Annotated in this window: 29 protein-coding genes and 2 pseudogenes; 3 read left to right on the top strand and 28 right to left on the bottom strand. The window is 55.5% G+C overall.

What is annotated here, in order from left to right; genetic code table 11:
* Nucleotides 1-29: 29 nt before the first annotated feature.
* Entirely contained in the window at nt 30-815 is a 786-nt protein-coding gene (locus tag I6L54_RS22050; RefSeq protein ID WP_040230309.1) for a hypothetical protein, read from the bottom strand.
* A 654-nt stretch (nt 816-1469) separates the two neighbouring features.
* On the opposite strand from I6L54_RS22050, the gene I6L54_RS22045 reads away from it, so the two are divergent.
* The gene (locus I6L54_RS22045; protein WP_040230307.1) at nt 1470-2507 is read left to right on the top strand and encodes an IS630 family transposase; all 1038 of its coding nucleotides are present in this window, start codon (nt 1470-1472) and stop codon (nt 2505-2507) included.
* Nucleotides 2508-2516: 9 nt separating this feature from the next.
* Here the strand turns inward: I6L54_RS22045 and I6L54_RS22040 are convergent, their stop codons facing one another.
* From I6L54_RS22040 to I6L54_RS21995, 10 genes are read right to left on the bottom strand one after another with little or no spacing between them, the layout of a single operon-like run.
* Complete coding sequence (locus tag I6L54_RS22040) at nt 2517-2987, bottom strand: GTP pyrophosphokinase (RefSeq protein WP_040230378.1); 471 nt, start codon at nt 2985-2987, stop codon at nt 2517-2519.
* Between the two features lie 37 nt (nt 2988-3024).
* Nucleotides 3025-5664 carry a conjugative transfer ATPase gene (locus tag I6L54_RS22035; protein ID WP_040230305.1) on the bottom strand — a complete coding sequence of 880 codons (2640 nt, stop codon included), beginning with the start codon at nt 5662-5664 and terminating at the stop codon, nt 3025-3027.
* Nucleotides 5661-6020, bottom strand: coding sequence for a TIGR03751 family conjugal transfer lipoprotein (locus I6L54_RS22030; protein WP_040230303.1), 360 nt, complete (start codon nt 6018-6020; stop codon nt 5661-5663). Before I6L54_RS22030 ends, I6L54_RS22035 begins: the two co-directional genes overlap by 4 nt.
* Complete coding sequence (locus tag I6L54_RS22025) at nt 6017-7312, bottom strand: TIGR03752 family integrating conjugative element protein (protein ID WP_040230302.1); 1296 nt, start codon at nt 7310-7312, stop codon at nt 6017-6019. Before I6L54_RS22025 ends, I6L54_RS22030 begins: the two co-directional genes overlap by 4 nt.
* Nucleotides 7309-8076: a TIGR03749 family integrating conjugative element protein gene (locus I6L54_RS22020; RefSeq protein ID WP_040230301.1), complete on the bottom strand. Its 768-nt coding sequence runs from the start codon at nt 8074-8076 to the stop codon at nt 7309-7311. The genes I6L54_RS22025 and I6L54_RS22020 overlap by 4 nt, the downstream gene beginning before the upstream one ends.
* On the bottom strand, nt 8073-8732 hold the full coding sequence (locus I6L54_RS22015) for a PFL_4703 family integrating conjugative element protein (protein WP_040230300.1): 660 nt from the start codon (nt 8730-8732) through the stop codon (nt 8073-8075). Before I6L54_RS22015 ends, I6L54_RS22020 begins: the two co-directional genes overlap by 4 nt.
* On the bottom strand, nt 8729-9082 hold the full coding sequence (locus tag I6L54_RS22010; protein ID WP_040230298.1) for a TIGR03750 family conjugal transfer protein: 354 nt from the start codon (nt 9080-9082) through the stop codon (nt 8729-8731). Before I6L54_RS22010 ends, I6L54_RS22015 begins: the two co-directional genes overlap by 4 nt.
* 1 nt (nt 9083) lies before the next feature.
* Nucleotides 9084-9401: a TIGR03745 family integrating conjugative element membrane protein gene (locus I6L54_RS22005; protein WP_023212783.1), complete on the bottom strand. Its 318-nt coding sequence runs from the start codon at nt 9399-9401 to the stop codon at nt 9084-9086.
* 9 nt (nt 9402-9410) lie between these two features.
* Nucleotides 9411-9644, bottom strand: a complete 234-nt coding sequence (locus I6L54_RS22000) for a TIGR03758 family integrating conjugative element protein (protein WP_040230297.1) — start codon at nt 9642-9644, stop codon at nt 9411-9413.
* Nucleotides 9637-9912 (bottom strand): integrative conjugative element protein, RAQPRD family, encoded by a 276-nt coding sequence (locus tag I6L54_RS21995; RefSeq protein ID WP_246600988.1) that lies wholly within the window; start codon nt 9910-9912, stop codon nt 9637-9639. Before I6L54_RS21995 ends, I6L54_RS22000 begins: the two co-directional genes overlap by 8 nt.
* A gap of 458 nt (nt 9913-10370) precedes the next feature.
* Between I6L54_RS21995 and I6L54_RS21990 the strand changes: the two are divergent.
* Nucleotides 10371-10664 (top strand): annotated as a pseudogene (locus I6L54_RS21990) (transposase); the annotation flags it as partial.
* 73 nt (nt 10665-10737) lie between these two features.
* Here the strand turns inward: I6L54_RS21990 and I6L54_RS21985 are convergent.
* From I6L54_RS21985 to I6L54_RS21950, 9 genes and pseudogenes are all read right to left on the bottom strand, one after another.
* Nucleotides 10738-11583 (bottom strand): hypothetical protein, encoded by an 846-nt coding sequence (locus I6L54_RS21985; protein ID WP_040230294.1) that lies wholly within the window; start codon nt 11581-11583, stop codon nt 10738-10740.
* 420 nt (nt 11584-12003) lie between these two features.
* Nucleotides 12004-12636: an IncC plasmid conjugative DNA transfer DtrJ family protein gene (locus I6L54_RS21980; RefSeq protein ID WP_040230293.1), complete on the bottom strand. Its 633-nt coding sequence runs from the start codon at nt 12634-12636 to the stop codon at nt 12004-12006.
* The gene (traD, locus tag I6L54_RS21975; protein ID WP_040230292.1) at nt 12633-14651 is read right to left on the bottom strand and encodes a type IV conjugative transfer system coupling protein TraD; all 2019 of its coding nucleotides are present in this window, start codon (nt 14649-14651) and stop codon (nt 12633-12635) included. Before traD ends, I6L54_RS21980 begins: the two co-directional genes overlap by 4 nt.
* Nucleotides 14648-15166 (bottom strand): transglycosylase SLT domain-containing protein, encoded by a 519-nt coding sequence (locus tag I6L54_RS21970; RefSeq protein ID WP_040230291.1) that lies wholly within the window; start codon nt 15164-15166, stop codon nt 14648-14650. Before I6L54_RS21970 ends, traD begins: the two co-directional genes overlap by 4 nt.
* Nucleotides 15145-15819, bottom strand: coding sequence for a TIGR03759 family integrating conjugative element protein (locus tag I6L54_RS21965; RefSeq protein ID WP_040230290.1), 675 nt, complete (start codon nt 15817-15819; stop codon nt 15145-15147). Before I6L54_RS21965 ends, I6L54_RS21970 begins: the two co-directional genes overlap by 22 nt.
* Nucleotides 15820-15822: 3 nt before the next feature.
* Nucleotides 15823-16482 (bottom strand): PFGI-1 class ICE element type IV pilus protein PilL2, encoded by a 660-nt coding sequence (pilL2, locus tag I6L54_RS21960; RefSeq protein ID WP_040230289.1) that lies wholly within the window; start codon nt 16480-16482, stop codon nt 15823-15825.
* Nucleotides 16483-16595: 113 nt separating this feature from the next.
* The gene (locus I6L54_RS24415; RefSeq protein ID WP_245163421.1) at nt 16596-16796 is read right to left on the bottom strand and encodes a hypothetical protein; all 201 of its coding nucleotides are present in this window, start codon (nt 16794-16796) and stop codon (nt 16596-16598) included.
* A gap of 46 nt (nt 16797-16842) precedes the next feature.
* Nucleotides 16843-16965 carry a hypothetical protein gene (locus I6L54_RS24475; protein WP_256376053.1) on the bottom strand — a complete coding sequence of 41 codons (123 nt, stop codon included), beginning with the start codon at nt 16963-16965 and terminating at the stop codon, nt 16843-16845.
* Nucleotides 16966-17038: 73 nt separating this feature from the next.
* Nucleotides 17039-17482 (bottom strand): annotated as a pseudogene (locus I6L54_RS21950) (STY4534 family ICE replication protein).
* 357 nt (nt 17483-17839) lie between these two features.
* Here I6L54_RS21950 and I6L54_RS21945 point away from each other — a divergent pair.
* On the top strand, nt 17840-18073 hold the full coding sequence (locus I6L54_RS21945; RefSeq protein WP_040230288.1) for a hypothetical protein: 234 nt from the start codon (nt 17840-17842) through the stop codon (nt 18071-18073).
* A gap of 16 nt (nt 18074-18089) precedes the next feature.
* Here I6L54_RS21945 and I6L54_RS21940 read toward each other — a convergent pair whose 3' ends face one another.
* From I6L54_RS21940 to I6L54_RS21905, 8 genes are all read right to left on the bottom strand, one after another.
* A complete protein-coding gene (locus I6L54_RS21940) occupies nt 18090-19895 on the bottom strand; it encodes a DNA topoisomerase III (RefSeq protein ID WP_040230287.1) in 1806 nt (601 codons plus the stop codon).
* Nucleotides 19896-20086: 191 nt separating this feature from the next.
* Nucleotides 20087-20512, bottom strand: a complete 426-nt coding sequence (locus tag I6L54_RS21935) for a DUF3158 family protein (protein ID WP_040230286.1) — start codon at nt 20510-20512, stop codon at nt 20087-20089.
* Nucleotides 20505-21113: a PFL_4669 family integrating conjugative element protein gene (locus I6L54_RS21930; RefSeq protein WP_040230284.1), complete on the bottom strand. Its 609-nt coding sequence runs from the start codon at nt 21111-21113 to the stop codon at nt 20505-20507. The genes I6L54_RS21935 and I6L54_RS21930 overlap by 8 nt, the downstream gene beginning before the upstream one ends.
* Before the next feature lie 159 nt (nt 21114-21272).
* Nucleotides 21273-22145: an STY4528 family pathogenicity island replication protein gene (locus tag I6L54_RS21925; protein ID WP_040230282.1), complete on the bottom strand. Its 873-nt coding sequence runs from the start codon at nt 22143-22145 to the stop codon at nt 21273-21275.
* Nucleotides 22135-22692: a DUF2857 domain-containing protein gene (locus I6L54_RS21920; protein WP_040230281.1), complete on the bottom strand. Its 558-nt coding sequence runs from the start codon at nt 22690-22692 to the stop codon at nt 22135-22137. Before I6L54_RS21920 ends, I6L54_RS21925 begins: the two co-directional genes overlap by 11 nt.
* Nucleotides 22676-23959, bottom strand: a complete 1284-nt coding sequence (locus tag I6L54_RS21915; protein ID WP_040230280.1) for a ParB family protein — start codon at nt 23957-23959, stop codon at nt 22676-22678. The genes I6L54_RS21920 and I6L54_RS21915 overlap by 17 nt, the downstream gene beginning before the upstream one ends.
* Before the next feature lie 16 nt (nt 23960-23975).
* Nucleotides 23976-24170, bottom strand: coding sequence for a helix-turn-helix transcriptional regulator (locus I6L54_RS21910; protein WP_040230279.1), 195 nt, complete (start codon nt 24168-24170; stop codon nt 23976-23978).
* Nucleotides 24171-24308: 138 nt separating this feature from the next.
* Entirely contained in the window at nt 24309-25199 is an 891-nt protein-coding gene (locus I6L54_RS21905; protein ID WP_040230277.1) for a hypothetical protein, read from the bottom strand.
* Between the last annotated feature and the right edge of the window lie 365 nt (nt 25200-25564).

Here is a 25564-nt window from a genome sequence, read left to right as displayed (position 1 = left end):
ATTTTTTTCCAAAAGAGTTGAGCTTTGTTTTATGAAAATGCTCGATCAATATATGGGGAGAGTTTGTCTATCCCAAATATATTTTCAAATTTCAATCTTCTTTCATTGAAGATGGAGTTAAGTTCAAGTTTGCAATATCCACCTCCCCAATCTTTTAAAATATACATAGAATCATCTGCTCTTTTCTCAAATTTCTTGTATACTCCGTTTGAAGGTAGAATCAATACTGTATCAAGTTGCCTAATTGTGAGCCTTGAAATTACTATTTCTTGCGGCAATATAGTTTTACTATTGTAATGAATTTGAGGTAGAACAGGGTGAGAGTGTTTTGTTTCCACATCACCCCATACTTCCGGGGTGTTATCTAAGTTTCTTGCTAGGATAATGAAGGAGTCGGTAGGTATTTTTTTGTGTTTTATTAGAGCATTTTTAATTCTTTGTTGAACTTTGAATGGTTTATTATCCAAACTGTTTTTTATAACTCTAAAAAAGTTAAAGTGACTCTTAAGCAACCATCCTAGATGCGCTTCCGTAAAAGGGATATTTAGAGGCTCATTTGACGTGGAGTTAATTAAATTTATAACTAGTTCTTTACCCGCATTGTCATAAATAGATAAGCTTATGTTATTGCATTTTTTGCAAACATCCCTAATGACTTGTTCATGGTTAAATAATATCTTATTATTATACACATCGGCTTGAGTTATACTTCCAGATTCTCTTTTGTTTAATTGTTTCAGAACGGAATTGGATATAACATGCTCTTTTGTTAATTGTTCTACACAGTGATGTCTCTGATTATAAAAACACTTCATTCTATTTCTCCCGAGGGTAATTCATACAGCGTTGACTATCACACGCACTATAATAATGTATAAATTTATTATGATAAGTTGTAAGATGTCTGTCAATAAAATAATAGGTTTGGATGTATAAACGATTGTTGTTAATTGTTGTTTGTTATGTGTCGCTTTTAAATTGTATCCATAGTCAATTTATTCTTGTTTTAACTTGTGTGGGAATATAAATCTGGAGTGATTTTTTGTATTGTAAGCATCGATGAATATAAAACATTAATTTATTTGAGTGTATTTGTTTTTTTTACACACACTTTGGTGCTCAGGCCCTAATTAGTATTTTAAATGAAAGGTTAATTGTATTCATATAGAGTTTATCTATTTGATTCTGCCTAATTGAATCTCGTAGCATGTTTATGTTTGCGAGGATTCACTGTGTCGCCACAGTTCTGTAATTCGAGTGATTGTGAGGGAATATTTAGAGATTGCTTCTCAATTGGTAACATATTTTACGGATAATTGATGGACATTAAATTAACTGGATTATGTTTAGATGTTGGGCAATCAGACTAAATAGCTTCGCAAAATAGTAGATCACTATGATGGAACTCAGTCCGAATTGAGCGATCTGATCAATCGCCAAATCAAAAAAATCACCAACCGGACTGAGCGATGCAGATCATAACAGCAATTCCTGATGAAGAACGACAACTGATGCGCAAAGAGGCCCAGCAAACCCACGACAAAAACCATTCCCGACGGCTTATCGCCATGCTGATGCTGCATCAGGGAATGACTGTCACCGACGTCGCCAGACTGCTCTGTGCTGCCCGCTCATCTGTCGGCAGATGGATAAACTGGTTTACTTTACATGGTGTTGAAGGATTAAAAAGCCTCAGACCCGGACGCGCTCCACGCTGGCCGGTCGCCGATATCCTTCAGGTTCTGCCACTGTTGGTACAGCGTTCCCCGAAGGATTTTTGCTGGCTGCGTTCCCGCTGGAGTACGGAGTTGCTGGCCCGCATCGTTAACCGGATTTTTAACGTAACGCTGCACAGCGCCACCCTGCACCGATACCTGAAACGGGCGGGTATTGTCTGGCGCAGGGCAGCACCAACGCTGAAAATCCAGGACCCGCTGTATGAAGAAAAACAGCGAGTCATCAGGCAGGCACTGGAACAGGAGCAGGCGGAACATCCGGTATTTTATCAGGATGAAGTCGATATCGACCTGAACCCTAAAATCGGTGCGGACTGGATGTCCAGAGGGCAGCAGAAACGTGTCGCCACGCCGGGACAGAACCGGAAGCATTATCTGGCAGGCACACTACACTCAGGGACCGGAAAAACTCACTATGTCAGTGGCATCAGCAAAAGTTCTGATTTATTTATCAACCTGTTAGAGACATTACGGCGCACATACCGACGAGCGAAAACCATTACGCTGGTACTTGATAACTACGTCATTCATAAAAGCCGCAAAGTGGAACGCTGGCTGGAAAAGAACACAAAGTTCCGGTTGTTGTTCCTGCCGACATATTCACCGTGGCTGAATCCGATAGAACTGTTGTGGTTATCCCTGCACGAAACTGTAACGCGAAACCATCAGTGCCGATATATGTGGCAGTTACTGAGACAGGTAAATCAGTTTATGACGGCTGCCTCGCCATTCCCCGGTAACCAACACGGACTGGCTAAAGTGGAGCGGTAATAGGCGAAGCTATTTAGCCCAAGCATGTTGCAGAATGGTTCGTATTTGGATTTCAAATTTTAATCCGGAAAATGATCTATATTCTTCCATTCCAGAACGAACATTACCTACATCACATATGAAATGTGTTGAACGATAGCCAATTCTATCTGTTGATAATCGTTGCATATTGTCTAAGCTATTTTCACGATCTATCTGAAAAATACTTTTGAGAATATCACACACCTTTATGACGCCATCTTCGACATAAAGTATTATTCTTATTCCAGATATGTCAGTAAGCTCATTTTGTGGATCTTTGTAATTTTTTCTTTTTATTTTTTCCATAATTCCATTAATGTCTTTTGTTCTGGAATCGACGGAAAAATAATCTATGTTGTTTTGCTTGAGTACATTTTCAATAACGGATGCAAGCTGAGAACTCATCAATTTAAAATAGGGTAGTTTTTCTACAATCCATTCTTCGAAATCAGTGGACATGATTTTCTCATCAAAAAGTTAAAATAGTATATTAATATTAATTTTTATAATTGGCTATGGCTGATGCCGCATCCACCTCACTGCACCCCGTCTCCTTCATAATCCGCATCCTTTCCGCCTTCTCATGCTTCTCGGTCATCGCCAGTGCCAGATACAACGCTGGCGGTACCACCCGAAACAGCGCCTCAACGCGCGGCGAGAGCACCACGCCCTCGGTATACTGCCCCGGCGATTTCACCGCTGAGCGCAGCAGTTGCCGCTGTTCTTCCGTCAGTGCCTTAAACCGGCAAACCTGTTCAATCTCTTCCGGCGGCATGACCAGCAGTTCCCACCACTCGATCATGTTGAGCAGCTTCTTCACCTCATCGGGAAAATCTGCCAGGTTCTGGGTGGCGAGCCACAGCCAGATGCCGAGCTTGCGCCACATCTTCGAGCCCTTGGTGAGAAAGCGCGCCAATAAGGGATTAACAGTGATGATATGCGCTTCATCGGTGATATTGACGATGGGTCGCGCCAGATGCTGGTCGCGTTCACCGAGGTTGTTGATATGGTTAATCAGCGAGATATAGCTGATGGCAAGCTGCGCTTCATAGCCTTCGCGGGCAAAGGTGGCGAGATCCACCAGGGTGATGTCTGCCTCCGGCCACATCTGGCCCTCGCGGTTAAACAGTTCGCCTTCAAACCCGGCGCAGAACAGGTTGATGGATTCCGCCATCTCATACGCCCGCTGGCGGCGGGCTTCCGGCAGGCTGCTGTCGCGGGAAAGGCCAAACAGCGCATCGCGGATATCCTGGGTCAGCGTCTGGCGTTTTTCCTCGTAGCAGGTATGCGCGGCGGCGATAATCGCCTGGCGGATCATCGCCCGGTCCGGGCGGGTGAGGCGTACATCTTCTTTCGCCTCGCCCCCGGTGATCATCAGCCTGGCGGTGATCTCCATCTCGCCGAGCACATCGCGCTGGTCATCGCTGTCGCTTTCTTCGTCCTCCGGCGGTTCGGCGTCGGTAACTGCCTGTTCCACCAGTCGCCACGCATCGGCGAACAGGGGCAGCGTCACGCTGGAACCGGGGCGCAGGCTGATTTTGTTTACCGTCAGACCGTGGGCGGCGGCATAGTCGGCCATCAGGCCAAATGAGTTTCCGGCCTCGATGATGAACAGGCGCGGGCGATGAAGAGCCATCAGTTGCGCGATTTTCGCGTTAAGGGTGGCGGATTTGCCCGCTCCGGTCGGGCCGAGCAGCAGCAGGTGGCCATTCTGCGCACGGTCAAGCTTGTTCAGCGGATCGAAGCATAGCGGCGCGCCGCCGCGGTTGAAGTAGCAAATCCCCGGATGCCCGGTGCCGGTTTCCCGCCCGTACACCGGCATCAGCCCAGCGATGTGCTGGACGAAGTTGAGCCGGGTATACAGCCCACGCGGATCGCGCAGGGGATCGAAACACATCGGTAACCAGCGGAGCCAGTGGCTGAGTGGGGCCACTTCGTGCTGCTCCTTCACTGGCACCAGCCCGGCGTTGAGCAACAGGCTGTGCAACTGACGCTGCTGGCGAAACAGGGCGTCGGTGTCGGGCGCATGCAGGTAAAACGCCAGCGTGCTGCGGTAGAGTTTATGGCCGTCTTTCAGATAGCTGCGCACTTCGTGGCAGTCGCTGCGGGTGTATTCCGAATCGGTGTTGTCGCCAATCGCGCGTTCGGAAAGGTGGCTGATGTGCTGCTCCAGTTTGTCCTGCGGATACACCACCACCGTCAGGTTCATGATGGTTCCCGATGGCAGCAGATCAAACAGGGCGTTGATGCCGTCGCCGCGCGCGGTTTCCCCGGTCAGCAGGCCCGGCGGAGGGGCTTTGCGCAGGCGGTCGACCACCACGACTTTATGCGGACGGTTATCCAGCCACCAGACGCCTTTCTCCGCATCCGAGAGAGGTTCGCTCGTCAGCAGTCGTTCAGCGAAATCGGTGATGACGGGCAGGGATTCTTCTTCCGGTAAATCCAGTTGTCGCCAGAAGGCTTTTTTATCTTCAACGGGCGGCGCGGGATTAAACCAGCGCACCAGCCAGCGGTGAATGTCCTGCTCATTCTGACGGACTGCGCTGATGCCCGCTGCTTTTAGCCCGGCGGTGAGACGCTCGCAGATGTGGTTCAGCGTCTCTTCTGGGGACGGTTCATCCGGTGAAAGGGCGGGAAGCCAGCGGTACACCACCATCCGCGTGCGCCGCCACGTCGCCCGCCAGCGGGTTCGGGTGACGGTGTTATCGAGAAACGGCCCCTCATCGCGGGTGAGGCTCGCCATATGGTTTGCCATCTGCGTGAGCCACTCGCGGGTAAAAGCGGAGTCGCGGATTTCCGGTGCGGCGTAAGCGGCAAGAGTCTCCAGCCACGTCTCGCTGTCGTCCTCGTCCTGACAGAAAAACTGCACCACCCACGGCGCGCGTACGTGCTCGTCAAAGGCATCCTGCAATGCGTCAGTGACGGTATCGCGGACCTGTTCCAGAAACGCCATCGAGCGGCCTTCGGTGCCAACAGGCGTTAGTTCGAATACTGCTCCCACCGAACGGCCATCCTCCAGCAGCAGCGTCTGCGACTCCGGAAAAAACTCCACCCACGGCAGCCAGTCGACAAATGATGGGCCCTTGCGGTAGCTGGCATTCAGTGCCTGTTCGGTCAGGCCGCGCCGTTCACTCATGGCGGCGTCAGGCGTTCGCCCGGCAGCGCATACTGCGGACGGGTATAGAAGGGGAAGACGGTGCTGTAACCAGGCACCGGCATGTTGCCATTGAGGTGCGGGAAAACGTACAACACCATATCCGGGTTGGGCAGGCGCGGAAACTGGCTGCGGATAGTGTCTGCCTCAGGCTGCGCCACCGGGCCATCTGGCGGGCGGCGTAGCTGGGCGCGGGCATCCAGTAGAGCCGCGTTGCCGCTGCTTTGCTGCTGCCACAGCGAGAGCATGCTGGCATCGGGGTCGACCGACATCAGTTCTTCCTGCGAGGTGCTGCATCCGGCCAGCAAAAACAGCAACATCAATATAGCGCGTATCATTCCAGTCCCCCCGGTGTGCTGGCCTGCTGGTATTTCACTTTGCGGCCTTCCGGCTCGTAGTCGATGGCCAGCGGTTCGGTGAGATGTAGCGCCACCTTATGGCCCGGCGGCACATACACGGCGTCGAACATCTGGCCGTAGTGCTGTTTCATCCAGTCGGCGGTCTCTTTTAATCCGCCGCCAATGGCCTGGCCGAGGACGTACTGGCCGTTGTTGCCTGTTACCGCGCTGGTGATGCTGCCGTCTTCCACCACGGTGGTGCTTTCGCCATTGGCGAAGGCCTGTGCCGCCGCGCCGGAACCCGCCAGCAGGAACTGCGAGGTCAGGTACTCCTTCGCATTGCTTTTACGCTCGCCGGGAATACATGGCAGCCCCTGGTTATCCGAGAGCCAGCCGATCTCCTGCTGCTTGTTGCCGGATTTGCCGCCCTGTGGGACGGTGCGGATTGTGCCGTCGTGAAACACAAAGGTCATCGAGGTGATTTGCCCGCGCACGCAGGAGAGTGTCCAGTCACCCGAGGCGATGCCGGAGACCACCGCGCCCGCCACGTCCGGCAGCTCAACGCCATTGGCGGTGAGGTTGTCCTCGCCAATCAGCAGCTTAAACGGGTAGGGATCGCTGACGGTGCCGTTGAGCGGTACGCGGCCAATCAGCGCCGTCATCGCGACCGATCCGGTCAGTGTGGCGTTCTGCGGCAGGGTATAGATCTTTACGTCAGGTTTCATCGGCGATTTGTCCGCCGCTTTCAGGGGGACACGCAGCAGCTTTTCATCTACAGGAGGGGGCGCATCCAGCGGCTCCAGCCAGCGGATATCCGGCTGTACGTCGGCGGGCAGTTCGCCGGGCGTCAGCCCCAGACCGGGCGGGATATCATCCGGGCGTTTCGCCATCAGACGGTCGAGTTTATCCAGCAACCCACGCTGGCTTTTCAGCAACTCATCGCGCATCTGATCCTGCTGTCTGCGCATATCGCCGCGTAACTCCGATACCAGCGTCGCCTGCTGGGCTTTCAGCCGCTTTTCGCGCGCCTGCTGGCTTTCATTATCGCTCTGGATTGACTGGAGTTCGCGGCGGTACTGCTTCATCTGGCCGACCAGCGTGGCGACGGTATCGGCAGGCGTGTCGCCATCGATGCCCAGATCGCGCAGTTCCTGCGGCGTTAAGGCTGCCACGGTGCGGGACGGGGATTTCTCAGTGGTGTTTTTGCTGGCCGGGCGCAGCAGTAACCAGACAGTGAGAAAGACAATCACAGGCAGCAGGATTTTCAGCAGGAGGCTCTGGCGCGGCATCATGGTTTCGCCTCCGACAGCAGGGCGCGGGAAACCGGGCCTTCCGTCACCAGGTACACCACGGTGGTATCTTCTGCCAGACCACGCGGGCCGAGCCAGTCATGCTGGAACGTGGCGGCGGTGAACTGCCCCTGAAGTTCGCGCGGATCGAGCGTGATGCGCTGTCCGCTCTGGTTTTGCAGGCGGATGGCGGTGACGGTGGTGGCGTTGACCTGCCATGACGCCAGCGGGGTGGCGGTAACAGGTTGCTCAGGCAGTAAGGTGGTGATGCGTTTCGCCAGTCGGACGGGGGCAGGCGTGACGCCGGGCAGGGCTTCGACGGTACGCAGCGGCGCATACAGGCTCTGCGCGGCATAGCGCACCAGCAGGACGGGCAGGGGCTCGGTTGATGCTGTTATTGGAACGGATGCTTTGGCTGTGGCAGGCGTTTGTGGCGCATAGCTAATTTGCACTGGTTCAAGTGTCGAAGTGCCTTGGGTGGCATGAATATCCAGCAGGATCAGCTCACCGTTGCCGGTATCACGTAACTGGATGCGGGTGGCTGGGAACGCCGTGTTCGCCAGCAGGAAGACCTTGCCGCCTGCGCTTTGCAGACGCACTTTGCCTTCCAGCGTGTCGGGATAGCCGATGCGCACCGGTTTACCCACGTCGACAATTCGCTCCTGCCCGACATGCAGCGTGACGGGCAGCGGGATGTTTTCCCACTGCACCACTTCCGTGGCGAAGGCGGGGAAACTGAACAATAAAGTAAAGAGGACTGGCCTCATGGTTTCTCCTCCGCCACCAGACGCTGCGGCGCGGCATCGGTACAGTCGATCGCCAGTCCCCACGGATTTTTCTCCGCATCAATGGCGTAACGCACCACCTGCAACGGGTAGCGCACCAGTGCTTTTTTCACCGGCTCGTTCTGGTAATACTCCTCAACCGCTACATCAAGTGTCACCCGCCAGGCATCCCGGCTTAAGGTCTCGACGCGGGGGAAGGGGCGTTTATCGCCGTCATGCACCAGGCTGCTGTAGCCGTGGCCGGGAAGCTCATACACGCCGCGTGTGCGTTCGCGCAGTTCACCGCCGTTGCGCCGCACCTGGAAATCGTGCTCCAGCCGGGTGTAACAGGCGGGCGTCAGGTAGGCGCGCAGCGAGCGGAGGTTGCGGGAATAGTCCTCCTCGCCGTTGTCCGGCCAGCGGTTCAGTTGCTGGAAAATATAAAAGGTGAAGGCGTAGACGCTGGCGGGAGGCACTTCCCACCACGGGCGGGTGCTGCCGCTGCGCAGGTCCGGCGGGAACCAGAGGGTGAGCTTTTGCGGCGCGCGGTACCAGCCGTAGCCGATGCCCGCCAGACACAGACACAACAGAATAATCACCGCCCGCAGCGTCAGAATATGGTTATCGCGCTCGGCCAGCGCATGGCGAAAGCGGCTCATCGCGGACTCCTGCGCACTACCCATACGGCGCTGTGCTGGATCAGTTGCGTACCCCGAAGATGATGGCGTTCCTGCCAGGCAAAGATTGCCTGTGGTAGCCAGGTGTCTGGCTTACCGCGTTTGGCGCGCGCCAGAATGCGCCCACCACCCTGAATCAACAATGCCGCGCCTGCCAGCGCCGAGCCGGGGATCAACGGCCAGTAACCGCTGAGCAGGGCCAGCAGAATGCCGGATATGCAACCGCCACCAAGACCGAGAGCCAGCGCCAGAAACAACTCGCTGGTGGTCAGACCGCGCCAGATCACAGGCTCGCGGTTGAGGCGGTCGGGGAGAAAGGGGATGCTCTCCATATCACAGGACGTCCGAAGCCTGGTTGAGCAGCCAGATGATAACCACCAACAGAATGCTGCCGACGCCCGCCATCGAGCCCAGATCTTTCCACTGCTTGCGTCCGCTCTGGATCTCCGAGTAGGTGGCAATGCAGTTGTTCGCCACCACCAGAAAACCGACGGCGCAGATGGCCAGCGCCAGCAGCACCACGATGTCAAAGCCGTAGTTTTGCAGCGTCTCCATAATGCCCTGACCCTGGCCGCGCGACGGATCTTCCATCGTTGGCAGGTCGGCGAAGGCGTTGAATGCAGCAAATAACAGTAACAACAGCCAGCGCATGATTCCTCCTCAGCTCAGTACCAGCCAGAAACTGACCAGCACCAGTAACAGTGAACGGGCCGCCACCGCGCCAAAACTCTGCCAGCTCAGACGCTGGCGGCAGACGCCCTGCCAGGCGACCATTAGCGTCCAGGCGCACCACAGCAGCAGGACGCTGGTAAACATGCCGAGCACCAGCAGGCTGACGGTCTCCGGTTTGCTCAGGCTTGCGGCCTGAAAGGCGGCGAGTTGGGAGTCAGTCATCGGGGTTCTCCCGCTGGTAGCTGGTGCTTAGGGGCTGGATGGCGCGTGGCTGCGCTCTTGCCGGGGTAAGGTAGCGGCGAATGCCCTGTTCAACGGCAGAGATGTCCTGCTGCGCCTGTAAGTAGTCGAAGAAGTAGCGCGATTGTGGATTGGTGCTGGAGCTGGTTTGGGCACGCTCCAGCGAGGTTTTCACGCCGTCGAGTTGTTTCAGCGCGAGGGCGAGCTGGGTGGATTCCGGGGAGGCCCAGGCCTGTTGTCCTATGAGCAAAACCAGAAACAAAAATAGCGGACTATGGCACATAGCAGCGTTCTCTGGGTTGTGTGTTCAGTGCAGGGTAGATGAGAGGCGTGAAACGTATCAGCGAAGAATTGTTTATATCGAGTAAAAGTTTTCAGGAGTGTCCGATATTTAACGTCACTCTCGAAGATGGTCATATATTCTATGACGTTTATAGACTAGGCTTCATCTGGCCACGTTCTATGTCAAACTTGATTGTCAGCTATGGGCTGATTAGCAGACATTTTAGTCTTATGAAATAGTTTCACAGCAATGACATTCCTAACAAAATGTGTATTAATTAATGGGGGGCAGACCCTCAAAAACACAGAGCAGACTTCAGCCTAATTGCACATAGAGTTGTCTAATTGATATTCAGATTACTAACATCATTGATATAAGAAATTATGGCCGTGATAACGGCCATGTGAGGTTATTGTTGTATATCTAAAATCAGCAAAAGCTGGCGCACCCACTGGGAAAACTTTAATACGCTCTTCAGTTATCCGCCAGATATCCGCAAGGCCATCTAAACCACAAACGCAATCGAATCGCTGAACAGCTTGATCCGGGCCGCGATTAAGAAACTTAAAGTGTTCTCCACGGATGACTCGGTGCGGAAAGTTGTTTATCGGGCGATCAAAGATGCGTCAAAAAAATGGAGTATGCCGATCCGGAACTGGCGACTGGCAATGAGTCGTTTTATAATTGAGTTCGGTGACCGCCTGAGCGACCACCTTTAATGAGTGGGTAGTTATACAGAATTACTGACAGGATCCAAATTTGTGGTGCGCCATTTGATATTTGCTAAAATTGTTACATAAGAATCAAGAGATTAGGTTTTTTATCACCCATCTCGCTTGGTTCTATCTGGTCAAGCATTATATTAAAGACATTAATGAGTTTTTCGTTTGCTTTTTTTTCTTCACTTGACATTAGGCTTATAACATCGTCAAAGTTCCGTTTGCAATCTGAAATGTTTTTAGGAATAGGTAGAATGTCCTCATCGATTTTCTCCTGAATAAGAGAGAGTTTTTCCTTCCAAAAACTCACGCAATTCTCATCTATTTGATTATTTTTCCTTAGTTTCTCTAATATTCTTAATGCCTTGGAAATTTCACCATTTTTAGTCAACGCCAACACTAATTTATCTAAATGATACATGTCATCATCAGAACGATAATTTATATCATTCAAATTTATTATTTTTCTCAAGACCCTTACTCTTACCGATGGAAGAAATGTTGAGAATAATGTACCTGTTACCTCTGTGGCTCTAAGGCCACCATCTTTCAAAAGATCAATTAATGCAAAATCAAATAACAAAAGAGATTTTTCGACGATATTATTAACTTCTTCTTCTTTAATAGTGCGACCGGGTTTATAATGGGATGCAATATCACCAAATTGCTTTATATGATTCAATGAATTGATCAGTTCAATAGAAACATAAGGCTTAATTATTTTTATTTTATCGCCTAAGGAAAGACTATTGAACTTATCCTCACCTAATTCCTCTTTACCTTTTTCACTGAAGAATAAATCAATCATCATTTCAGCGTACCACCTTGCAGTGCTAGCTTTAGTTTCTAGTGATGTTTTTTCAGAAAAGAGATCGTATAACCTATGCTCACCAACTTTGGGAACTAAATGTTCGCTCATAAACACTCCTTAATGATTGTTCATATATTAAAAACGTTACGGTAATGGACTTTGTATATCTATATCGATAACTGACTCTGATATCCTTAAACTAATACTGAAATTTTTTTATTTCAATGGATTAATTTCTATTCGCTATTCCAAATCACAAAATATTTATAAAATCAGTACAAAAATTATACTGAAATTTAATCTTCCATTGGCTCATAAAACCTCACTTGTATAGGATTTGAACGCGACCTGGTTACCGCTTCTGGCACCAGACTGCCTGCCAGATTAGCTCAGATCTGAGCTAATTCAGATGATGTATTTACAATGGTATCTGCTGATGGAAAGAGTATTACTAAGGTAACTGAAAGAAGTTGTCCATGCAGCGAACCTTACCTCTCGAAACGAGGAGGAGTAAAATTGAGTGAATAATTATAGCCACCTCTTAAAACTCCCTGCTGCCATCCATACCGTTATCCCAAACCATAAGGCGGCAGGCAGTAAAACCAGCATCGCAGGCAGAAACAGCGGCTGTGCCAGATAAAACACCCACAGCGTGGAGGCGACTGAACTGCCTGACCTGATGACATAACGGTGGAGAAAAACCGATTCCAGCCCGGAGCCAAACCGCCTCAAATCCCGCAGGACCAGTCCGTCTGTCAGTCCGATTAATACGCACAGACAGACCAGGGGGAGTATGGAGACGAGCCATACCAGGCGCTGCATAAAACTCACCAGCGTATGAGCCACGGCGGTGAACGGTTTTTGCAGGAGCCTGTTGGCCATAAGTACACGAGTTGTCCCTTTTTCCAACAGCACCAGAATTTCATTCCCCAGCGGATGCGATTGCAACGCAATAACCAGTTCCGCCCGCTCTTGTCTCATCACCTGAAAAACATGCCTGCCCCCCTCCTGCGGCCACCAGAAATACAGCCCCGCCAGCTCTAGTACGATCCTTAGAACCAGCGCGCCAATAACCAGCCCAATAAGCCGTCCGGCCAGCGACAGAAGCCAGCCAATCGGTCCTTGTGGCGGAAGTGATGGAGGCGGTTGCTGTTCACTCATTCCGGCTGTCCCCGCTGGCGCGCCTGCATCCAGGCCACCAGTTGTGCGACGGACTCCGGTAGTGGGCTGTGCTTATCTGCTACGGGCAGTGGCAGACGAATTTTCCACAGCTGCCCGCCCTCAAGCAGGGCAAAGGCCTGGCCTTTAGGAAGTTGAATCAACGCGGCGGTATCCAGCAGCGGTACATTGCGGGTGACCACCTGCTCGCGGGTGTTGCTGGTAAAGCTGTTGATGCCGCCCGGCGTGTCGGTGACACCGGAACTGACCTGGCGGCTGCGCACTTCTACCTGCGGCAGTTGCTTCGTCAGCAGTTCAGCTGTGGCGGTTTCACGGACCCGCAGCATAATCAGGTTATTAAAGTTGCCCACAACCTGGCCCGCTTTGGGCGCGCTGCCGATGCGGGCCTGAATATCACTCAGCGTCTGGGTGTAGGCGGTGACCTGAATACCCGCGCCGCCGCCCTTGTTGACCAGCGGGATAAACTCCTCGCCCATCAGTTCGTTAAACTCATCACAGTGCAGATTGACAGGCGGCGGTTTTTCACTGTTGCCGGGCAGTCCTTCATTGAGGCCAAATTTGTAGAGATGCCCGGCGACGCTCACCAGGTCGGCAAACATCGAATTGCCGACAGCGGCAGCAACCACTGCATCGGAGAGTGCATCCAGCCCGATATAGACCACTGCCTTCTGGCGGATCGCCTGTTGCCAGTCGAGGATCGATCGCATGTCGTCCAGATCGTGGTAATCCGGGGCGAGCAGGGCAGCGAGCGTGCCGGTGGTCAGCTTTTCCAGCAGCGGCAGCAGCGAGGCGACAATCTTGTCGAAGTAGGTTTTGTCATAGCGCACCGCCGAGAGCAGGCCGTCGAGGATCGGATCGTATAATTTCTCCGCGTTGAGGTACTGCTCCAGCGCCACCACGTGAGGATCGCGGCCCAGCATATGGCGTGATGTGTTTTTGTCGTTAACGCGCTCCGCCAGTTGCGCCACCACTTCCCACGCCCGCGGGTTGTGGCGTGGCAGCACGATGCGGGCATAGTCAATAAACAGGGCGTCGATATTGACGACGTGGCGGGATATCAACTGATAGTCGGGGCGCTGGCCGAGCGCTACCAGAGCGCGGGCGATGATGTTGACAAAGCGCCAGGCGAACTCGCGGAAGGCTGCCGAGTTACCTTCGCCGGAAAGCTGTCCGGTGAGGCGTGACGCCACCTCCGAAATGCGGCCAAAGCGCCCGATCGCGTTGTAGCGGGCAGAGATCTCCGGATACGCTAGGTGAAACAGGATAAAGCGGTTGCCGCGTCCGGCGCGCTGCGTCTCTGTCCACAGACGCTTCAGCAGATCCGCGTCGCCTTTCGGATCGAAAACGATCACCACTTCGCCACGGCGGATGTCCTGAGTGGCAAGCAGTTCCGCCAGCCGGGTTTTGCCGACGCGGGTGGTACCGAGCACCAGCGTATGGCCGGGGCGTTCACTGAGCGGCAGGGTGACGTCGCACTCTTTCAGCTCCACGCCGTGCAACCACGGATTGCCGCCGACGGGCGGCAGCGGACGTACTGGGTTCAGCCAGCGATCGGCGCTGAGCAGGCGGGCAAGACTGGGCAGGGTATGTTCACCGCGTTTTTCGATATGCCTTGCCAGGCGGTAACACCATCCCGGGCGCAGCCTGCGTGCGGCTTCCGGTTGCAGGCAGTCGTACAGACGCTGGGTGTGGATGGGCTGCCAGCGAAAGCCCTTACCGAGAAACAGCCTCTGGCGGCTGACCGGGATTTTCCGGCTGGTCAGCGCGTAGCGCGGCAGGCGCAGGAGGTTACGCTGGTAGCGTATGATTTGCCATCCCTGCCAGCCGCGTCGTAGGGCCAGCAGCATAAGGGCGCAGGCCATCAGGCGGGCTTGCCACGGCGTCAGCATCAGCAGCGGGGCTTGCGTCAGGCAGATTAATGCACCACAGCCAGCGGTGACGGTGCTGTAAAACTCCACAGGCGGGCGCAGCAGCGCTTCCAGCGCGTAGCGGCTCATGGTGATGTGGCCCGTTGCAGATGGCGACTGACCAGCTTGCGGTAGCGTGTGGCAGGCGCGCCGCCAGCAGGACGGTGATAGCGGGCGGCGGCATTGAGCCAGCTTCCGGGACGTTCGTCGTAGCGCTGACGCAGCAGTTGTGCGGTGAGCGACAGGTTCTGCAGGGGATGCAGGGCGTCGCAGGGAGAGTCAAAATACGCCCGGTGCCAGCCGATATTGATTTGCCCGAGCCCCACATCAATGCGCTTCGGGCTGGTGCGGCGGATGGCGGCCAGCAGTGCCTGACAGGCCTGCTCCCGGCTGGCGTAGCGGTAGCCGATGCCTTTGATATTGAGCGTCCACGGCCACGGGCGATGTCTGCCGTTCAGGTTTGCGCCGCTTTCGGTCTGTGTGACGGCCCACAGCAGTTCCGGCGGCACGCGGAAATGCTCCGCGGCGCGCAGGTACGCTTCCGGCAGAGGCTGTGCCAGCGCCAGACAGGGCAGTAGCAGGATCAGGGCAGGACCTCGCGCCATTGCTCCCCCTTACGTTCCAGCGCTACCGGGATTTTGCTCTGCCCTAAAAGCAGCCAGCGGCCCGCGTCGTGGTTAAGCGTGATGCTGTGTTCACTCACCAGCTTTGCGTCAATACCGTGCGCCATCGCCCAGCGGCGGACCCGGTTATCATCACCTTCGCTGTTGACCAGCCAGATATCCAGCGGACGCTGCTGCGCCAGCAGGGTACGTAGCAGGCTGTCGCAGGGCGGGCAGTCATCCTGGACAAACAGCGAAACGCGGGAAGTGCTGGTGGAGGTGGTTTTCAGCGGCGTCAGGCCCGGATAGAGGCGTTGCCAGGCGGCGTCATAGGCGCGCTGGAAGGCGAGTTCTTTCTCCAGCCGCTGGTATTCCTGCCTGACCAGCAGTTCGGCGAAGCGTTGACGTTCGTGGTCAGTGTCGGCTTCAACGCCCAGAGTGGTCAGCGGATCGAGCCCCGGCGACCAAACGCCGCGCACCTGTTGTTTCAGCATGAGATAGCGCTGCCACTCTTCCGGCGTGATACCCCAGGCGGTGGCCTGCTGTCGCGTGGTCAGCGGCCTGAGAGCGGAGTCCGCATTCTGGCTGGTCTGCACCTGAAGCGGTTGCGCCCACGCGCTGGCGGTGAACAGTAACAGAAGAACCAGGCGTTTCATCGCTTACTCCGGCATCTTCAGCGTTAGCTGGCGTTTGCCGTGACGGAATACCGCCCGGCGCTCATCAAACCGCTCCAGCCGCCAGCTACGCCACTGTTCTCCGCTGCGCAGCCACACCACCTGATGGAGGTAAACGGCTTCCGGCGGCACGATTACGGCCAGTCGGATATCGCCACGCTGTACGGTTCCGGCGAGAAAAAACGGGGCCGTTAACGGCCCCAAAGGGTGGAGGGACACGGGATGACGGTAAGCCACCGTCGGGGAGAGGGAATGGTCGCTGGCGAAACAGACTTCGCGGCGGTTTTCGTCGGTGGTTATTCGCCACGCCGGGCCCACCAGTAGTTGCAGGGCGGCCTTCAGGCGCAGCGGGCCGGTGTTGTACTGGCTCAGCGGTAACGGGAGGCTATAAAGCTGCGCCCGGCGCGCATCGGCGAGACACAAAGACCAGCCGCTGTCGCGCAGGAGGTACTGCAACGTTTCCCCTACCGTCGGATGAAAACCGGGCGGAACGGCCAGGGCGGTAAGCTGTTCGAGTGGCGGCTGTTGCGGTGACGTGCTGACCAGCAGATAGCGGTCGTAGCGGACGACTTCTGGCGTGGCAGGGGAGGCTGCGGCCACGCCGTTGAAAATAAACAGGAGCAGAGCTGTCAGTAGTCGTTTCATCACATCCTCCACAGTGCTTTGACAGGAGCGTGCAGGATGAGAGGACAAGGAACTACCGACAACTGTTTGCGGCGTCAAAAAATAGCGCCCGTTATTTCGGGCGCGAAATCAGTTCAGTAAGGGGATCTTTCCCCCATCAGCCCCAGAGTGGCGGCGATGGGGATGCCTTGCTCAGAAAAATGAACGCGTAATGTCAGCCTGACGGTTTGCTGCTGCGTGCTGCCGTTGGTTTTCTGCGTCAGCACCGAGCGGTAATCGATACGAATGGTGCGTTGCGGCGGTTGGTGGGAGATAAAGGCCACTACTACTGCCATTTCAACACCTTTCAGCAGGTCCCTGATGGCGTTGTCATTCCGGTCTTCAAGACAGTGCTTGTGGGCCGAAAGAGTTATGGCCAGATCCAGCGTCCAGCGCCTCGTCATCAAGGTTAATCAGTTTGCCTCGGTTAAGGGCTTCTTCGCGTGAGTTCAATACGGTATTCATCGTGCGTCTCTCCGGTAAAAGGCCTGGGAAACGCCCCGACGGGGAATTTCCCCGGCAGGGTGAATGCTGTGCGTCAGAACTGCGGTACAGGCTCTGTTGGCGGTGTGGCAGGCGCTGACTGTGAATCAGCTTCGCGCTCTGCCCGGTAAACTTCTTCACCGTCAATTTTGATGAGCCCGATATGCAGCAGATGGGCTTTCAGGCTGACGCCGGTTTCGCCTTTACGGTCGCCTTTGCTGTAGACAAAGGTGTCGGCATACAGATCGCCGAGGCGGAACTGGATCAGCACCTTGCGTTTCTGCTCGCAGGCGTCGATACAGCGACGCACCAGTTTCTGCGCTTCCTTGCCGCTGACGCGGCAGTCGAACTAGGTGTGCTCCGCGTTGCTGGCTTCGCCCCGTAGTGCGGCAATGTCGCAACACAGGAACGGTTCGCCTTTTTTCGGGGTCACTTCCCGGATCCGGTTTAGGTAGCCCAGACCGCTGGTGTACAGGTTAAAGTAATGGGTATCGTTCATGGTGGTGTCTCCGTGTTGAAGATACGGAGCTCCCCATGCGCGGGGATGCCCCGCTTCGGGTTTGGCTCATGGGCTGCAAGACCTCTGAGTTACTGGCAGTACGGGCATTCCGCGCTGTGCGCCTCCGCGTTTCAGGAATGCATGGCGGACTTTGGGTTGACCCGTTTAGTTGAATCTTTGGCAGGGGGAAGCGAAAGGGGGAATTGTTTTTAAGGCGTGAAAGTTGGTGGGGTTGGTAGCATAAAGGTCTTAGCTACTAAAATGCTGAAAGATCATAATACGTTATGGAATATGCTTTTATTGAAATGTTGACGTTCAATTTGTAAGGTTAATTGGGTTAACTTATGGAGAACAACAATGACGACTGAACAAGAAAAAAGAATTTCTGAAGAAGAGTTTGAAACGATGTACCCCCGTAGCAAGTATGATTACATTCGCACTCATCATCGAGAAAAAGGACATTTAGGACAAACCGAAATCGATAGCTATGATATCAAAGATAAAACAACTGGTGAGACGGTCTTAAAAGCCACCTATACCGATCACACCAATGTTAAAGGTTTACAATCTATAAGATACTGGGAGATTTAACTGGCAGGTTATTACTTTACCCATTTAGTAACGACTTAATCAGATCCGTGACGTTTTGCTCCTGCTGCGCGAGAAACGCCTCCAGCCCCATTTTCCCCGTCGCGATGTCATCCAGCATTTGCTCCCATAGCGCAGTGGTGCCCGGATCTTTCAGCGCTTCCGGCAGGGCGTCAATCAGCGTGCTGGCGGTATCCGTTGCCAGCAGAAAGCGTCGCTGCTTAATCAGATAACCGCGCTTAAGGAGCGTCTGGATAATCCCGGCGCGGGTGGCTTCGGTGCCGATGCCCGCGTTCTCTTTCAGCCGCAGCTTCAGGCGTTCATCGCTGACAAAACGGGCGGCATTTTTCATCGCGGCAATCAGCGTCCCTTCGGTGTAGTGCTCCGGTGGCTGGGTCTGGCGGGCGCGAACGTCCACCTGTTCTACCTGGCAGGTCTGTCCCTGTTGCAGAGCGGGAAGTGACTGCGTTTCTTCCGGTGAATGTGTTGCCACCTCGCGTAAAAACAGTTGCCGCCAGCCGCTGACAATCACGACTGAGCCACGGGCAGACAGCGTTTCCCCGGCGCAGTTCAGGCGCAACTCCGTTTTATCCACCTCATGCTCCGGCAGAAACTGCGCCAGAAAATGGCTGCGCACCAGGCCGTAAACCTTGCGCTCGCTGTCGTTCATCTGCGTCAGATCTACCGTTTTACGGGTCGGGATGATGCCGTGGTGGGCGGTGATTTTACTGTCGTCCCACAACCGGGAGCGTTGCTGCAGATTCAGTAGCGTGGCGAGGGGCTGGAGTGAGGCGTCGCTGGCGACCAGCGCGGCCAGCACCTGCGGTGCTTCAGCATGCATTGAGAGCGGCAAATAGCCGCAGTCGGTGCGTGGATAGGTGGTGGCCTTATGGGTTTCATACAGGCGCTGGGCGATATCCAGTACCTCCTGCGCGCCCATGCCCCACTGTTTTGAGCAGGCCTGCTGCAGGGCGCAGAGGGTGAAGGCCAGCGGTGGCGGCGTTTTCTCCCGCCGGGTGGTCACATCTAGTACCAGCGCGGTTCCGGCCTGTTGCAGACGCGCGGCGGCCTCGCGGGCGGCAGATTCGCGGATACAGCGTCCTTCATCGTCATTGTACGCACTATCCGGCTGCCACTGCGCCAGAAAGGAACAACCCTCAACATGCAAGCGGGCATCCACCCGCCACCAGGGGCGGGGCGCGAAACTGGCGATCTCCCGGTCGCGTTCCACCACCAGACGCAGGGTCGGCGTCTGCACCCGGCCGACGGAGAGCACGCCCTTGTGCCGCCGGTTCATCAGCGTGCAGGCACGGGTCATGTTGATGCCGACCAGCCAGTCGGCGCGGGCGCGCGCCAGTCCAGCCTGATACAGCGGATACGTACTGTCACCGGATCGCATCGCAGCAAGCGCCTTGTGGATACTGGCGTCATCCAGTGCCGACAGCCACAGCCGCTGGACCGGACCACGCCAGCGACATTGCTCCAGAATTTCACGGGCGATGGTTTCGCCTTCGCGGTCGGCGTCGGTGGCAATCACCACTGCATCCGCCTGTTTCAGCAGCTTTTCGATGATACGGAACTGCTTGCGCACCTCCGGGCGGATCACCAGCCGCCATGCCGGGGGAATAAACGGCAGATGCTCTGCCCGCCAGTGTTTCAGCGCCGGATCGTAATCCTCCGGCGCGGCCATGCTCAGCAGATGGCCGAAGCACCAGGTGATGGCCACGGTGGCGTTATGCAGGTAGCCGTCGCTGCGGTTACGGGCGTCAAGTACGCGGGCGATATCGCGCGCCTGAGAGGGTTTTTCGCATAGGTAAAGTTGCATGGGCTGTCTCCGGTGAAAGGGAGTTCAGCATGGTGTGCCGGAGGGATCAGGCGACAGGGGAAATTGGAGGGAGAAGGTAAAAATTGCATCTTAAAACGCGCATTAAACGGATAGTGCCTGTTTTAAGGTGCATGAGGTGAGTTTAAAATTTTCGCTAAAGTGACACTCAGGGTTTAACTTTGCACAAAATTTTAAACCAGCGTGGTTAAGGGCTGTATCCGGCGCAGCATAAACATCACCACCGAAAGCTGCGTATTCAGCACCTGCCGCCGCCATTCGAGCGCCATCAGCGCATCGCGCAGTTCATCGCTCGCGTCCGGCTGTTGAATGGCCTCCTGCAACGCCACGCCTCCCGAACGGTTGTTGTCCAGATTACGCCAGCGCAGATAGCTGACGCCGGAGCGCGCCGGGTTGCTGCACAGGATCAGTGGTACGTTGCGTCCCGGCAGTTCATACACCGCCTGTTTCAGCATCGGCTGGCGTTGTTGCAGTTGCGCGCGCAGCGCCTGTAATTCCCGCACCAGCGCTCGCAGCTCTCCCTTACCCTTAAAGGCCTTTAAAAGGCCCTTTAGCGAGCTTTTGCGGGCGGAGCGTTCATCATCATCGTCATTAAACATCGCGCTGGATCTCCGCAAGCATCTTTTTGGGCAGATTGCCGAGCTTATGCGTCATCGTCTGCGCCAGCGGACTGTTCACCCGCACGTCAGCGCGGGTTACGCCGGTGGTGCGAAAGCGGTTCACAAAGCTGAACGCCTGGAGCATCAGGCGTGGGATCATCGCAATGAAATCGCGCTTCTCCGCCTGGGTGATAAGGCCGAGGTGCCAGGCAAGCAGGGTGCGGCGGACCAGCAGATCGTAATCAATCAACTGTTGCAGCAGGCGTGAACCTGGCGGTGAGAACAGCGCCAGCGGCAGGATGAATTCGGTCGGGGACGGATTACTGACCTGCGTGGTGTGGATAGCGCTCGGCAGGCTGGCGAAGGCCTGGTCCAGCCGACGATTTTTTTGCTTCAGCAGGTGCGCGATCAGATTCAGGCGGATGCGCAGTTGCTTCAGCCAGTGGGCGGCCCACGGATCGTCGGCCTCTTCGGCGCGTAGCAGACGCCTGAGTAACGCCAGACAGAGCAGTATGCCAGTGGGATGCGCCTGCCATAGCCGGGCGGCGACGCGGGTGTGCAGGGTGATGCGGATATCGCTGAACAGGGTTGTGCCAGGCATCGGAAATTCTCCATGGATTCAGATGCCCGCAGTGTCGGTCCGCGCAATGAGTCAGGCGACGGGAAACCCATCTGGTCCGCAGAAAGTTGATTTCGTCGATGAATGAGGTTTGATTGATAGCTGGTACACCGGCTTTATGCGGTGCGCATAAAATCAGGGCTATCTGCGCCTGCGCCGAAGCTGATTGAACTCGCCCCGTCTGGCCTTCTCCAGCGTTGCCAGCAGATAGGCGAGGGGGCGGTGAATATCGTGGGCGGCGATCCGCCACAGGCAGTCGTCCAGCACCTGCTGGCAGAGGGCGGGATCCAGATTACGCATCGCGCGTTCGGCGGCGTGGCGCTCGCTGGCGCTGAAGGGATTATCCACAGGCCAGTGCAGCAGTTGCGTACGCTTTTGATGTTTATTGTTTAAATCTGTACCAGTATGTACGCAATGCGGCTCAGGTTGCCCGCCAGCCCCCGCCACATCACTGAGTCTTAATTGAAGACTAGGGCATTTTTTACTGAGTCTTCGATTAAGACCAGGGGCGGTCTTCAATGGAGACTCAGTGCAGGTTCGTCCACTGTCCACAGGTTGTTGCAGAGAGAGCAGTAACCCGATGGCAGTGGTGCGGATACGCCGGTTGCGGTGGTGGGAGCTGGCGGTGAGCAGCGCCAGATATTCGCTGTCCATCCGACAGGCATCGGCATGAGTCAGTGGCGCATCATGCAGGGCGTAGAGGTTGCCGGTGATCCTACCGCTTTGTTCGTCCCGTAGTCGCTGGCACAGGCTCAGCCAGCGGGTGATCCGCAGCATCATCAGCGCGTTGCTGACGGTACTGCGTGAGGCCTTCTCATCCTCAGGCTGGTCGGAGAGCCAGCCCTGCAGTTCGTTGTATGACGGGAAGACGCCGCTACCGTCGTCGCGGGCGTACAGACGCAGCAGTTGCCACGCGAACTTGTCGCGCGGGGAGAGGTTGCGCGCCAGCAGCAGGCGCTTCGGCACGCTCTGCTGCGGGTTGCCGAGAAACAGCAGCCGATCGTCACTCTTCATGCAGTAGTTTCTCCTGAGTCCACTGGCGCAGCAGGTTCCAGATAACCGTCAGCGACAGGTCGTGCTCACGGGCCATCGCCATCATGGTGGTCAGCGCTTCGGGTGAGTCGAGCTTGTTCACGCCTGTTTTCTGCCACTCGTTCCATACCAGTGTCTCCATCTGCTCATCCGGAGCATTGTTGCGCCCTTGCCGGACAAACAGGCCAATCAGACGTCGCCGGGCACAGACCTCCGGCGTGGAAAGGCCAAAATAGTGGTTGATGAATTCGATGGACGCGCCGAGCGACAGCGCTTCCTCCAGACGCTGTTGGAACAGCCGCTCCTGCTCCATCCTCGCCAGCATCCGGCCCAGCATATTGTGGTCAATGTGGGTGGTGATGAACTGCACCGCGCTGTTGCTGAGAAACAGGATGTCATCGGCGGTAAGGCGCGTCAGTTCGCACAGCTCCTGCGGGCTGAAGCCGAGCGATTCGCAGTAGCGGATCTGCCCCTCCTTCAGCGCCTGGACAATGTGGGTGAGCACGGCCTGGTTAACTGAGGGCGTCATGGTGAACCTCCCGCAGCCGTCGCTGGCGGCACAGGCTGATAAGCTGCATCAGTTGCTGGATCTGGGCGTTGTCGTAGTCCGGCGACAGTAACAATTCGAGGGCGGGCATCGGCGTGCTGGTGTCACCGTTCAGGGCGGCCAGCACCTGGTAACAGCGCTGTGCCGCCGGATGGGGAAAATCGTCGCAGGGCGCGAGGGTGAAACCGGCCGGAGCGCTATCGTCCGGCTGGATACAGGCGTCGAGTCCCCAGCAGGCAAACAGCGACCGTGCCGTATGCACCAGCGGCGAGGGCTTTGGCTCGCCGGGCGCGGCGGGTACAGTCGGTAGCTCTGTCTCTGGAAGCGGTGCTTTTTCTGGTTCGGGCGGTGGCGGCCAGAGGACCTTTTCGGCTGGCGGTCCCAGCAGCGCCTGCCGCTTGCTCTGACCATCGGTCAGTTCTGCTAGAAGCGTATTCCAGCTCATGCCGCTGCGACAGCTCATCTCGCCGAGCAGTTCGTCCTGCACCAGTTGCGGTACCACGGCTTCCGGCTCGCTGTTGAAGGTGGCGAGGGCGGTGCTGAACAGGTCGGCAAATTCCGGCTGGCGTTCCAGCGGCATCAGCTTTGCCCAGACCTGTTCCGCTGCGCAGCGTAGCGCCAGCAGGCGATCAATAACCTTTCGGGTCAGGCCGCCATACAATGCGTTAGGGATGCAGGGCAGCAGCCAGTCCACGGTCTGTAGCATCCGGCTGATTTGCGACTGGCTGACGGGATAGCCGTCGCGGGTGAGTTGTTCCGCCAGCGCCTGTTGCGTCACGCATTCAATACCTGCCTCGTGGTAAAGATCGCGCAGGTGCAGGATCCCTTCCGCGCGTTCGATAAACATCAATCCGTTATGCAGGTCGCTTTCCGCCAGATGGCCGATCAGGCACTGGACTTCGCCCTGCTGCGGTGACAGCGTTTCCGGCCACGGTCTGAACGGCCAGCAGACGCGGTGGTAACGCTCATCCTGCGTCTCCCGCCACAATTCATTGAGGATGGCGAGGCGCGTGTTCCCACCGCTGGCGAGCATATATTTTTCATCACCAGGACGGCGGGTCAGTACCGGCGGGTTATCCAGCCCGCGGGCGAGAATTGACGCTTTCAGTATGTCATAGCCGGGGTTGCGGGTGACGCGGGGATTGAGGGAGAACGGCTGGATTTGCTCCAGACTGACCTGGACCATCTCCTGTTCTCCGTTATTGCTGGCACCGTGAAGCCAGCGGTTGAGCAGGTGTGAAGCGCACATAATCTTCCTCCGGCATTCAGACATCGCGGGTAAGCCGGATGCGTTGGTGGATCCAGGCATCCACCTCGCTTTCCAGCCAGGCGACGTGGCGGCTGTTGAGTCGGATGGATGGCGGAAACTGTTGCAGCTGTATTTGCTGATAAATCCAGGATTTACCAAAGCCGATTTTGTCTTCCACCTGGCGTAAGCGTAAAAATCTGTCGCTATTCATAACCATTCCTCCTGTGTCCAGATTCGTTCACATCAGCACGTTGGGCGTGGGTATCAAAGCAGCAGCGTCCCTGCGAGGCAGTAAAAATCCTTATCTGGGTTAGTGAGAGTTGTTAGTTGAAAGGGTTAGTTGATCGCGTTAAGGCGGTGCGCCGCGCTGGAGTGCGGTTTTCAATGTTTCACCGCTCAGCGGCAGGTGCATACCTTCCTCACGCGCCCAGCATTCGAAAATGTTCAGCAGTTTATAAGGATGCTCCAGCATTTCATCGTCCAGTTGCGGGTTGCGCTTGCAGGCCAGCCACAGCAAACGGGAAAGCGCGGAGGTGATCCGCTCCTTTGATTCTGGCTGATGACGGGTCAGGAAGGCTTCGAGATGCGTGCGGCGGATGACGAACAGTGCGTCAGGAGGTAGCGTGTCCTGCAGATAGCAGACGGACAGACTGAGCCGGGATTTCAGGTCATTGCGGCCATTGCCATATAGCTGGCCAATCAGCAGATGAAGCTCTTCCTGGAGATTGTTTTGCGTGGCGAGCAATTCCAGTAAAAGCTCCCGCAACGATTTGCGGCAACAGAGTTGGTAATAGCTGTCGTTCTCATCGCAGACCACGATGCCAATCTGGTTGCAGCAGTGGGTATCTTTGGGGCAAGGACGATTCAACGTTTTCGCCAGTTGCTGGTGGAGCAGCAGGCGCTCAAGGCCGATTAACGGCAAATTCCACAGATGGCTGGAGGTCAGTTGCAGAGTCGGGTCGCGTCTGCATGGTGGAGAGTTCGCCATCACTTTGCGGTTGCCGGGTTTGTTGCACTGCGAAGGTGGAAAGGGCGGCTTGCTGGATCGGCAGGCAAAGCGGCAAGGAGGATTGAGTGGTCTCAGCAGAACGGGCGAAGGGAAGTAGACCGAGAGCGACAGATCGCCGTGCAGGGCATGGCGGATCAGGTCGGCGGGCAGCAACGTGATGTTGTGCTGCCGGATGACTTCTGCGGCCTCATCCAGCGTCAGCCACTCCTGGCGGATTTTGTGTGGGGGCATGGGGCGTTCCTTTTTGTGTTGTGGGTTGCGTGTCGTGCTTGTTGATGGTGAAAACCGGTGTGAGATATTTTTGCTAAAACAACTAACCTGATCAGTTTAGTTAACGATCTTTTCAGACATAATCTGGTGATGAATTACGCTGGAAAAACAGTGCATATCACGAAGATTCGGTATATCAGAGGGAGGAAGGGCTTAATTGGTTTTGTCATGATGGTTGATTTCAGGGCATGCGTTTCTAAAACGTGGACTGAACCCACGCCTGTAGACATATTCTGTCTTCATGACGAGGTCTGTCGAAAGGGCACCAGGATAAGGTCATACCGCAGCGTAACAGGCTGGTTGGAAATTCACTGACGAGATGATGG

It is taken from the genome of Citrobacter pasteurii (assembly GCF_019047765.1).
GTDB lineage: Bacteria > Pseudomonadota > Gammaproteobacteria > Enterobacterales > Enterobacteriaceae > Citrobacter > Citrobacter pasteurii.
Note: the sequence above shows the minus strand (reverse complement) of the source record. Positions and strands in the feature narration are given on the sequence as shown.

What these genes read in the sequence shown, in the direction of transcription:
- I6L54_RS22050 (WP_040230309.1), bottom strand. Translation starts at nt 815, where the DNA reads ATGAAGTGTTTTTATAATCAGAGACATCACTGTGTAGAACAATTAACA.
- I6L54_RS22045 (WP_040230307.1), top strand. Translation starts at nt 1,470, where the DNA reads ATGCAGATCATAACAGCAATTCCTGATGAAGAACGACAACTGATGCGC.
- I6L54_RS22040 (WP_040230378.1), bottom strand. Translation starts at nt 2,987, where the DNA reads ATGTCCACTGATTTCGAAGAATGGATTGTAGAAAAACTACCCTATTTT.
- I6L54_RS22035 (WP_040230305.1), bottom strand. Translation starts at nt 5,664, where the DNA reads ATGAGTGAACGGCGCGGCCTGACCGAACAGGCACTGAATGCCAGCTAC.
- I6L54_RS22030 (WP_040230303.1), bottom strand. Translation starts at nt 6,020, where the DNA reads ATGATACGCGCTATATTGATGTTGCTGTTTTTGCTGGCCGGATGCAGC.
- I6L54_RS22025 (WP_040230302.1), bottom strand. Translation starts at nt 7,312, where the DNA reads ATGATGCCGCGCCAGAGCCTCCTGCTGAAAATCCTGCTGCCTGTGATT.
- I6L54_RS22020 (WP_040230301.1), bottom strand. Translation starts at nt 8,076, where the DNA reads ATGAGGCCAGTCCTCTTTACTTTATTGTTCAGTTTCCCCGCCTTCGCC.
- I6L54_RS22015 (WP_040230300.1), bottom strand. Translation starts at nt 8,732, where the DNA reads ATGAGCCGCTTTCGCCATGCGCTGGCCGAGCGCGATAACCATATTCTG.
- I6L54_RS22010 (WP_040230298.1), bottom strand. Translation starts at nt 9,082, where the DNA reads ATGGAGAGCATCCCCTTTCTCCCCGACCGCCTCAACCGCGAGCCTGTG.
- I6L54_RS22005 (WP_023212783.1), bottom strand. Translation starts at nt 9,401, where the DNA reads ATGCGCTGGCTGTTGTTACTGTTATTTGCTGCATTCAACGCCTTCGCC.
- I6L54_RS22000 (WP_040230297.1), bottom strand. Translation starts at nt 9,644, where the DNA reads ATGACTGACTCCCAACTCGCCGCCTTTCAGGCCGCAAGCCTGAGCAAA.
- I6L54_RS21985 (WP_040230294.1), bottom strand. Translation starts at nt 11,583, where the DNA reads ATGAGCGAACATTTAGTTCCCAAAGTTGGTGAGCATAGGTTATACGAT.
- I6L54_RS21980 (WP_040230293.1), bottom strand. Translation starts at nt 12,636, where the DNA reads ATGAGTGAACAGCAACCGCCTCCATCACTTCCGCCACAAGGACCGATT.
- traD (WP_040230292.1), bottom strand. Translation starts at nt 14,651, where the DNA reads ATGAGCCGCTACGCGCTGGAAGCGCTGCTGCGCCCGCCTGTGGAGTTT.
- I6L54_RS21970 (WP_040230291.1), bottom strand. Translation starts at nt 15,166, where the DNA reads ATGGCGCGAGGTCCTGCCCTGATCCTGCTACTGCCCTGTCTGGCGCTG.
- I6L54_RS21965 (WP_040230290.1), bottom strand. Translation starts at nt 15,819, where the DNA reads ATGAAACGCCTGGTTCTTCTGTTACTGTTCACCGCCAGCGCGTGGGCG.
- pilL2 (WP_040230289.1), bottom strand. Translation starts at nt 16,482, where the DNA reads ATGAAACGACTACTGACAGCTCTGCTCCTGTTTATTTTCAACGGCGTG.
- I6L54_RS24415 (WP_245163421.1), bottom strand. Translation starts at nt 16,796, where the DNA reads ATGGCAGTAGTAGTGGCCTTTATCTCCCACCAACCGCCGCAACGCACC.
- I6L54_RS24475 (WP_256376053.1), bottom strand. Translation starts at nt 16,965, where the DNA reads ATGAATACCGTATTGAACTCACGCGAAGAAGCCCTTAACCGAGGCAAA.
- I6L54_RS21945 (WP_040230288.1), top strand. Translation starts at nt 17,840, where the DNA reads ATGACGACTGAACAAGAAAAAAGAATTTCTGAAGAAGAGTTTGAAACG.
- I6L54_RS21940 (WP_040230287.1), bottom strand. Translation starts at nt 19,895, where the DNA reads ATGCAACTTTACCTATGCGAAAAACCCTCTCAGGCGCGCGATATCGCC.
- I6L54_RS21935 (WP_040230286.1), bottom strand. Translation starts at nt 20,512, where the DNA reads ATGTTTAATGACGATGATGATGAACGCTCCGCCCGCAAAAGCTCGCTA.
- I6L54_RS21930 (WP_040230284.1), bottom strand. Translation starts at nt 21,113, where the DNA reads ATGCCTGGCACAACCCTGTTCAGCGATATCCGCATCACCCTGCACACC.
- I6L54_RS21925 (WP_040230282.1), bottom strand. Translation starts at nt 22,145, where the DNA reads ATGAAGAGTGACGATCGGCTGCTGTTTCTCGGCAACCCGCAGCAGAGC.
- I6L54_RS21920 (WP_040230281.1), bottom strand. Translation starts at nt 22,692, where the DNA reads ATGACGCCCTCAGTTAACCAGGCCGTGCTCACCCACATTGTCCAGGCG.
- I6L54_RS21915 (WP_040230280.1), bottom strand. Translation starts at nt 23,959, where the DNA reads ATGTGCGCTTCACACCTGCTCAACCGCTGGCTTCACGGTGCCAGCAAT.
- I6L54_RS21910 (WP_040230279.1), bottom strand. Translation starts at nt 24,170, where the DNA reads ATGAATAGCGACAGATTTTTACGCTTACGCCAGGTGGAAGACAAAATC.
- I6L54_RS21905 (WP_040230277.1), bottom strand. Translation starts at nt 25,199, where the DNA reads ATGCCCCCACACAAAATCCGCCAGGAGTGGCTGACGCTGGATGAGGCC.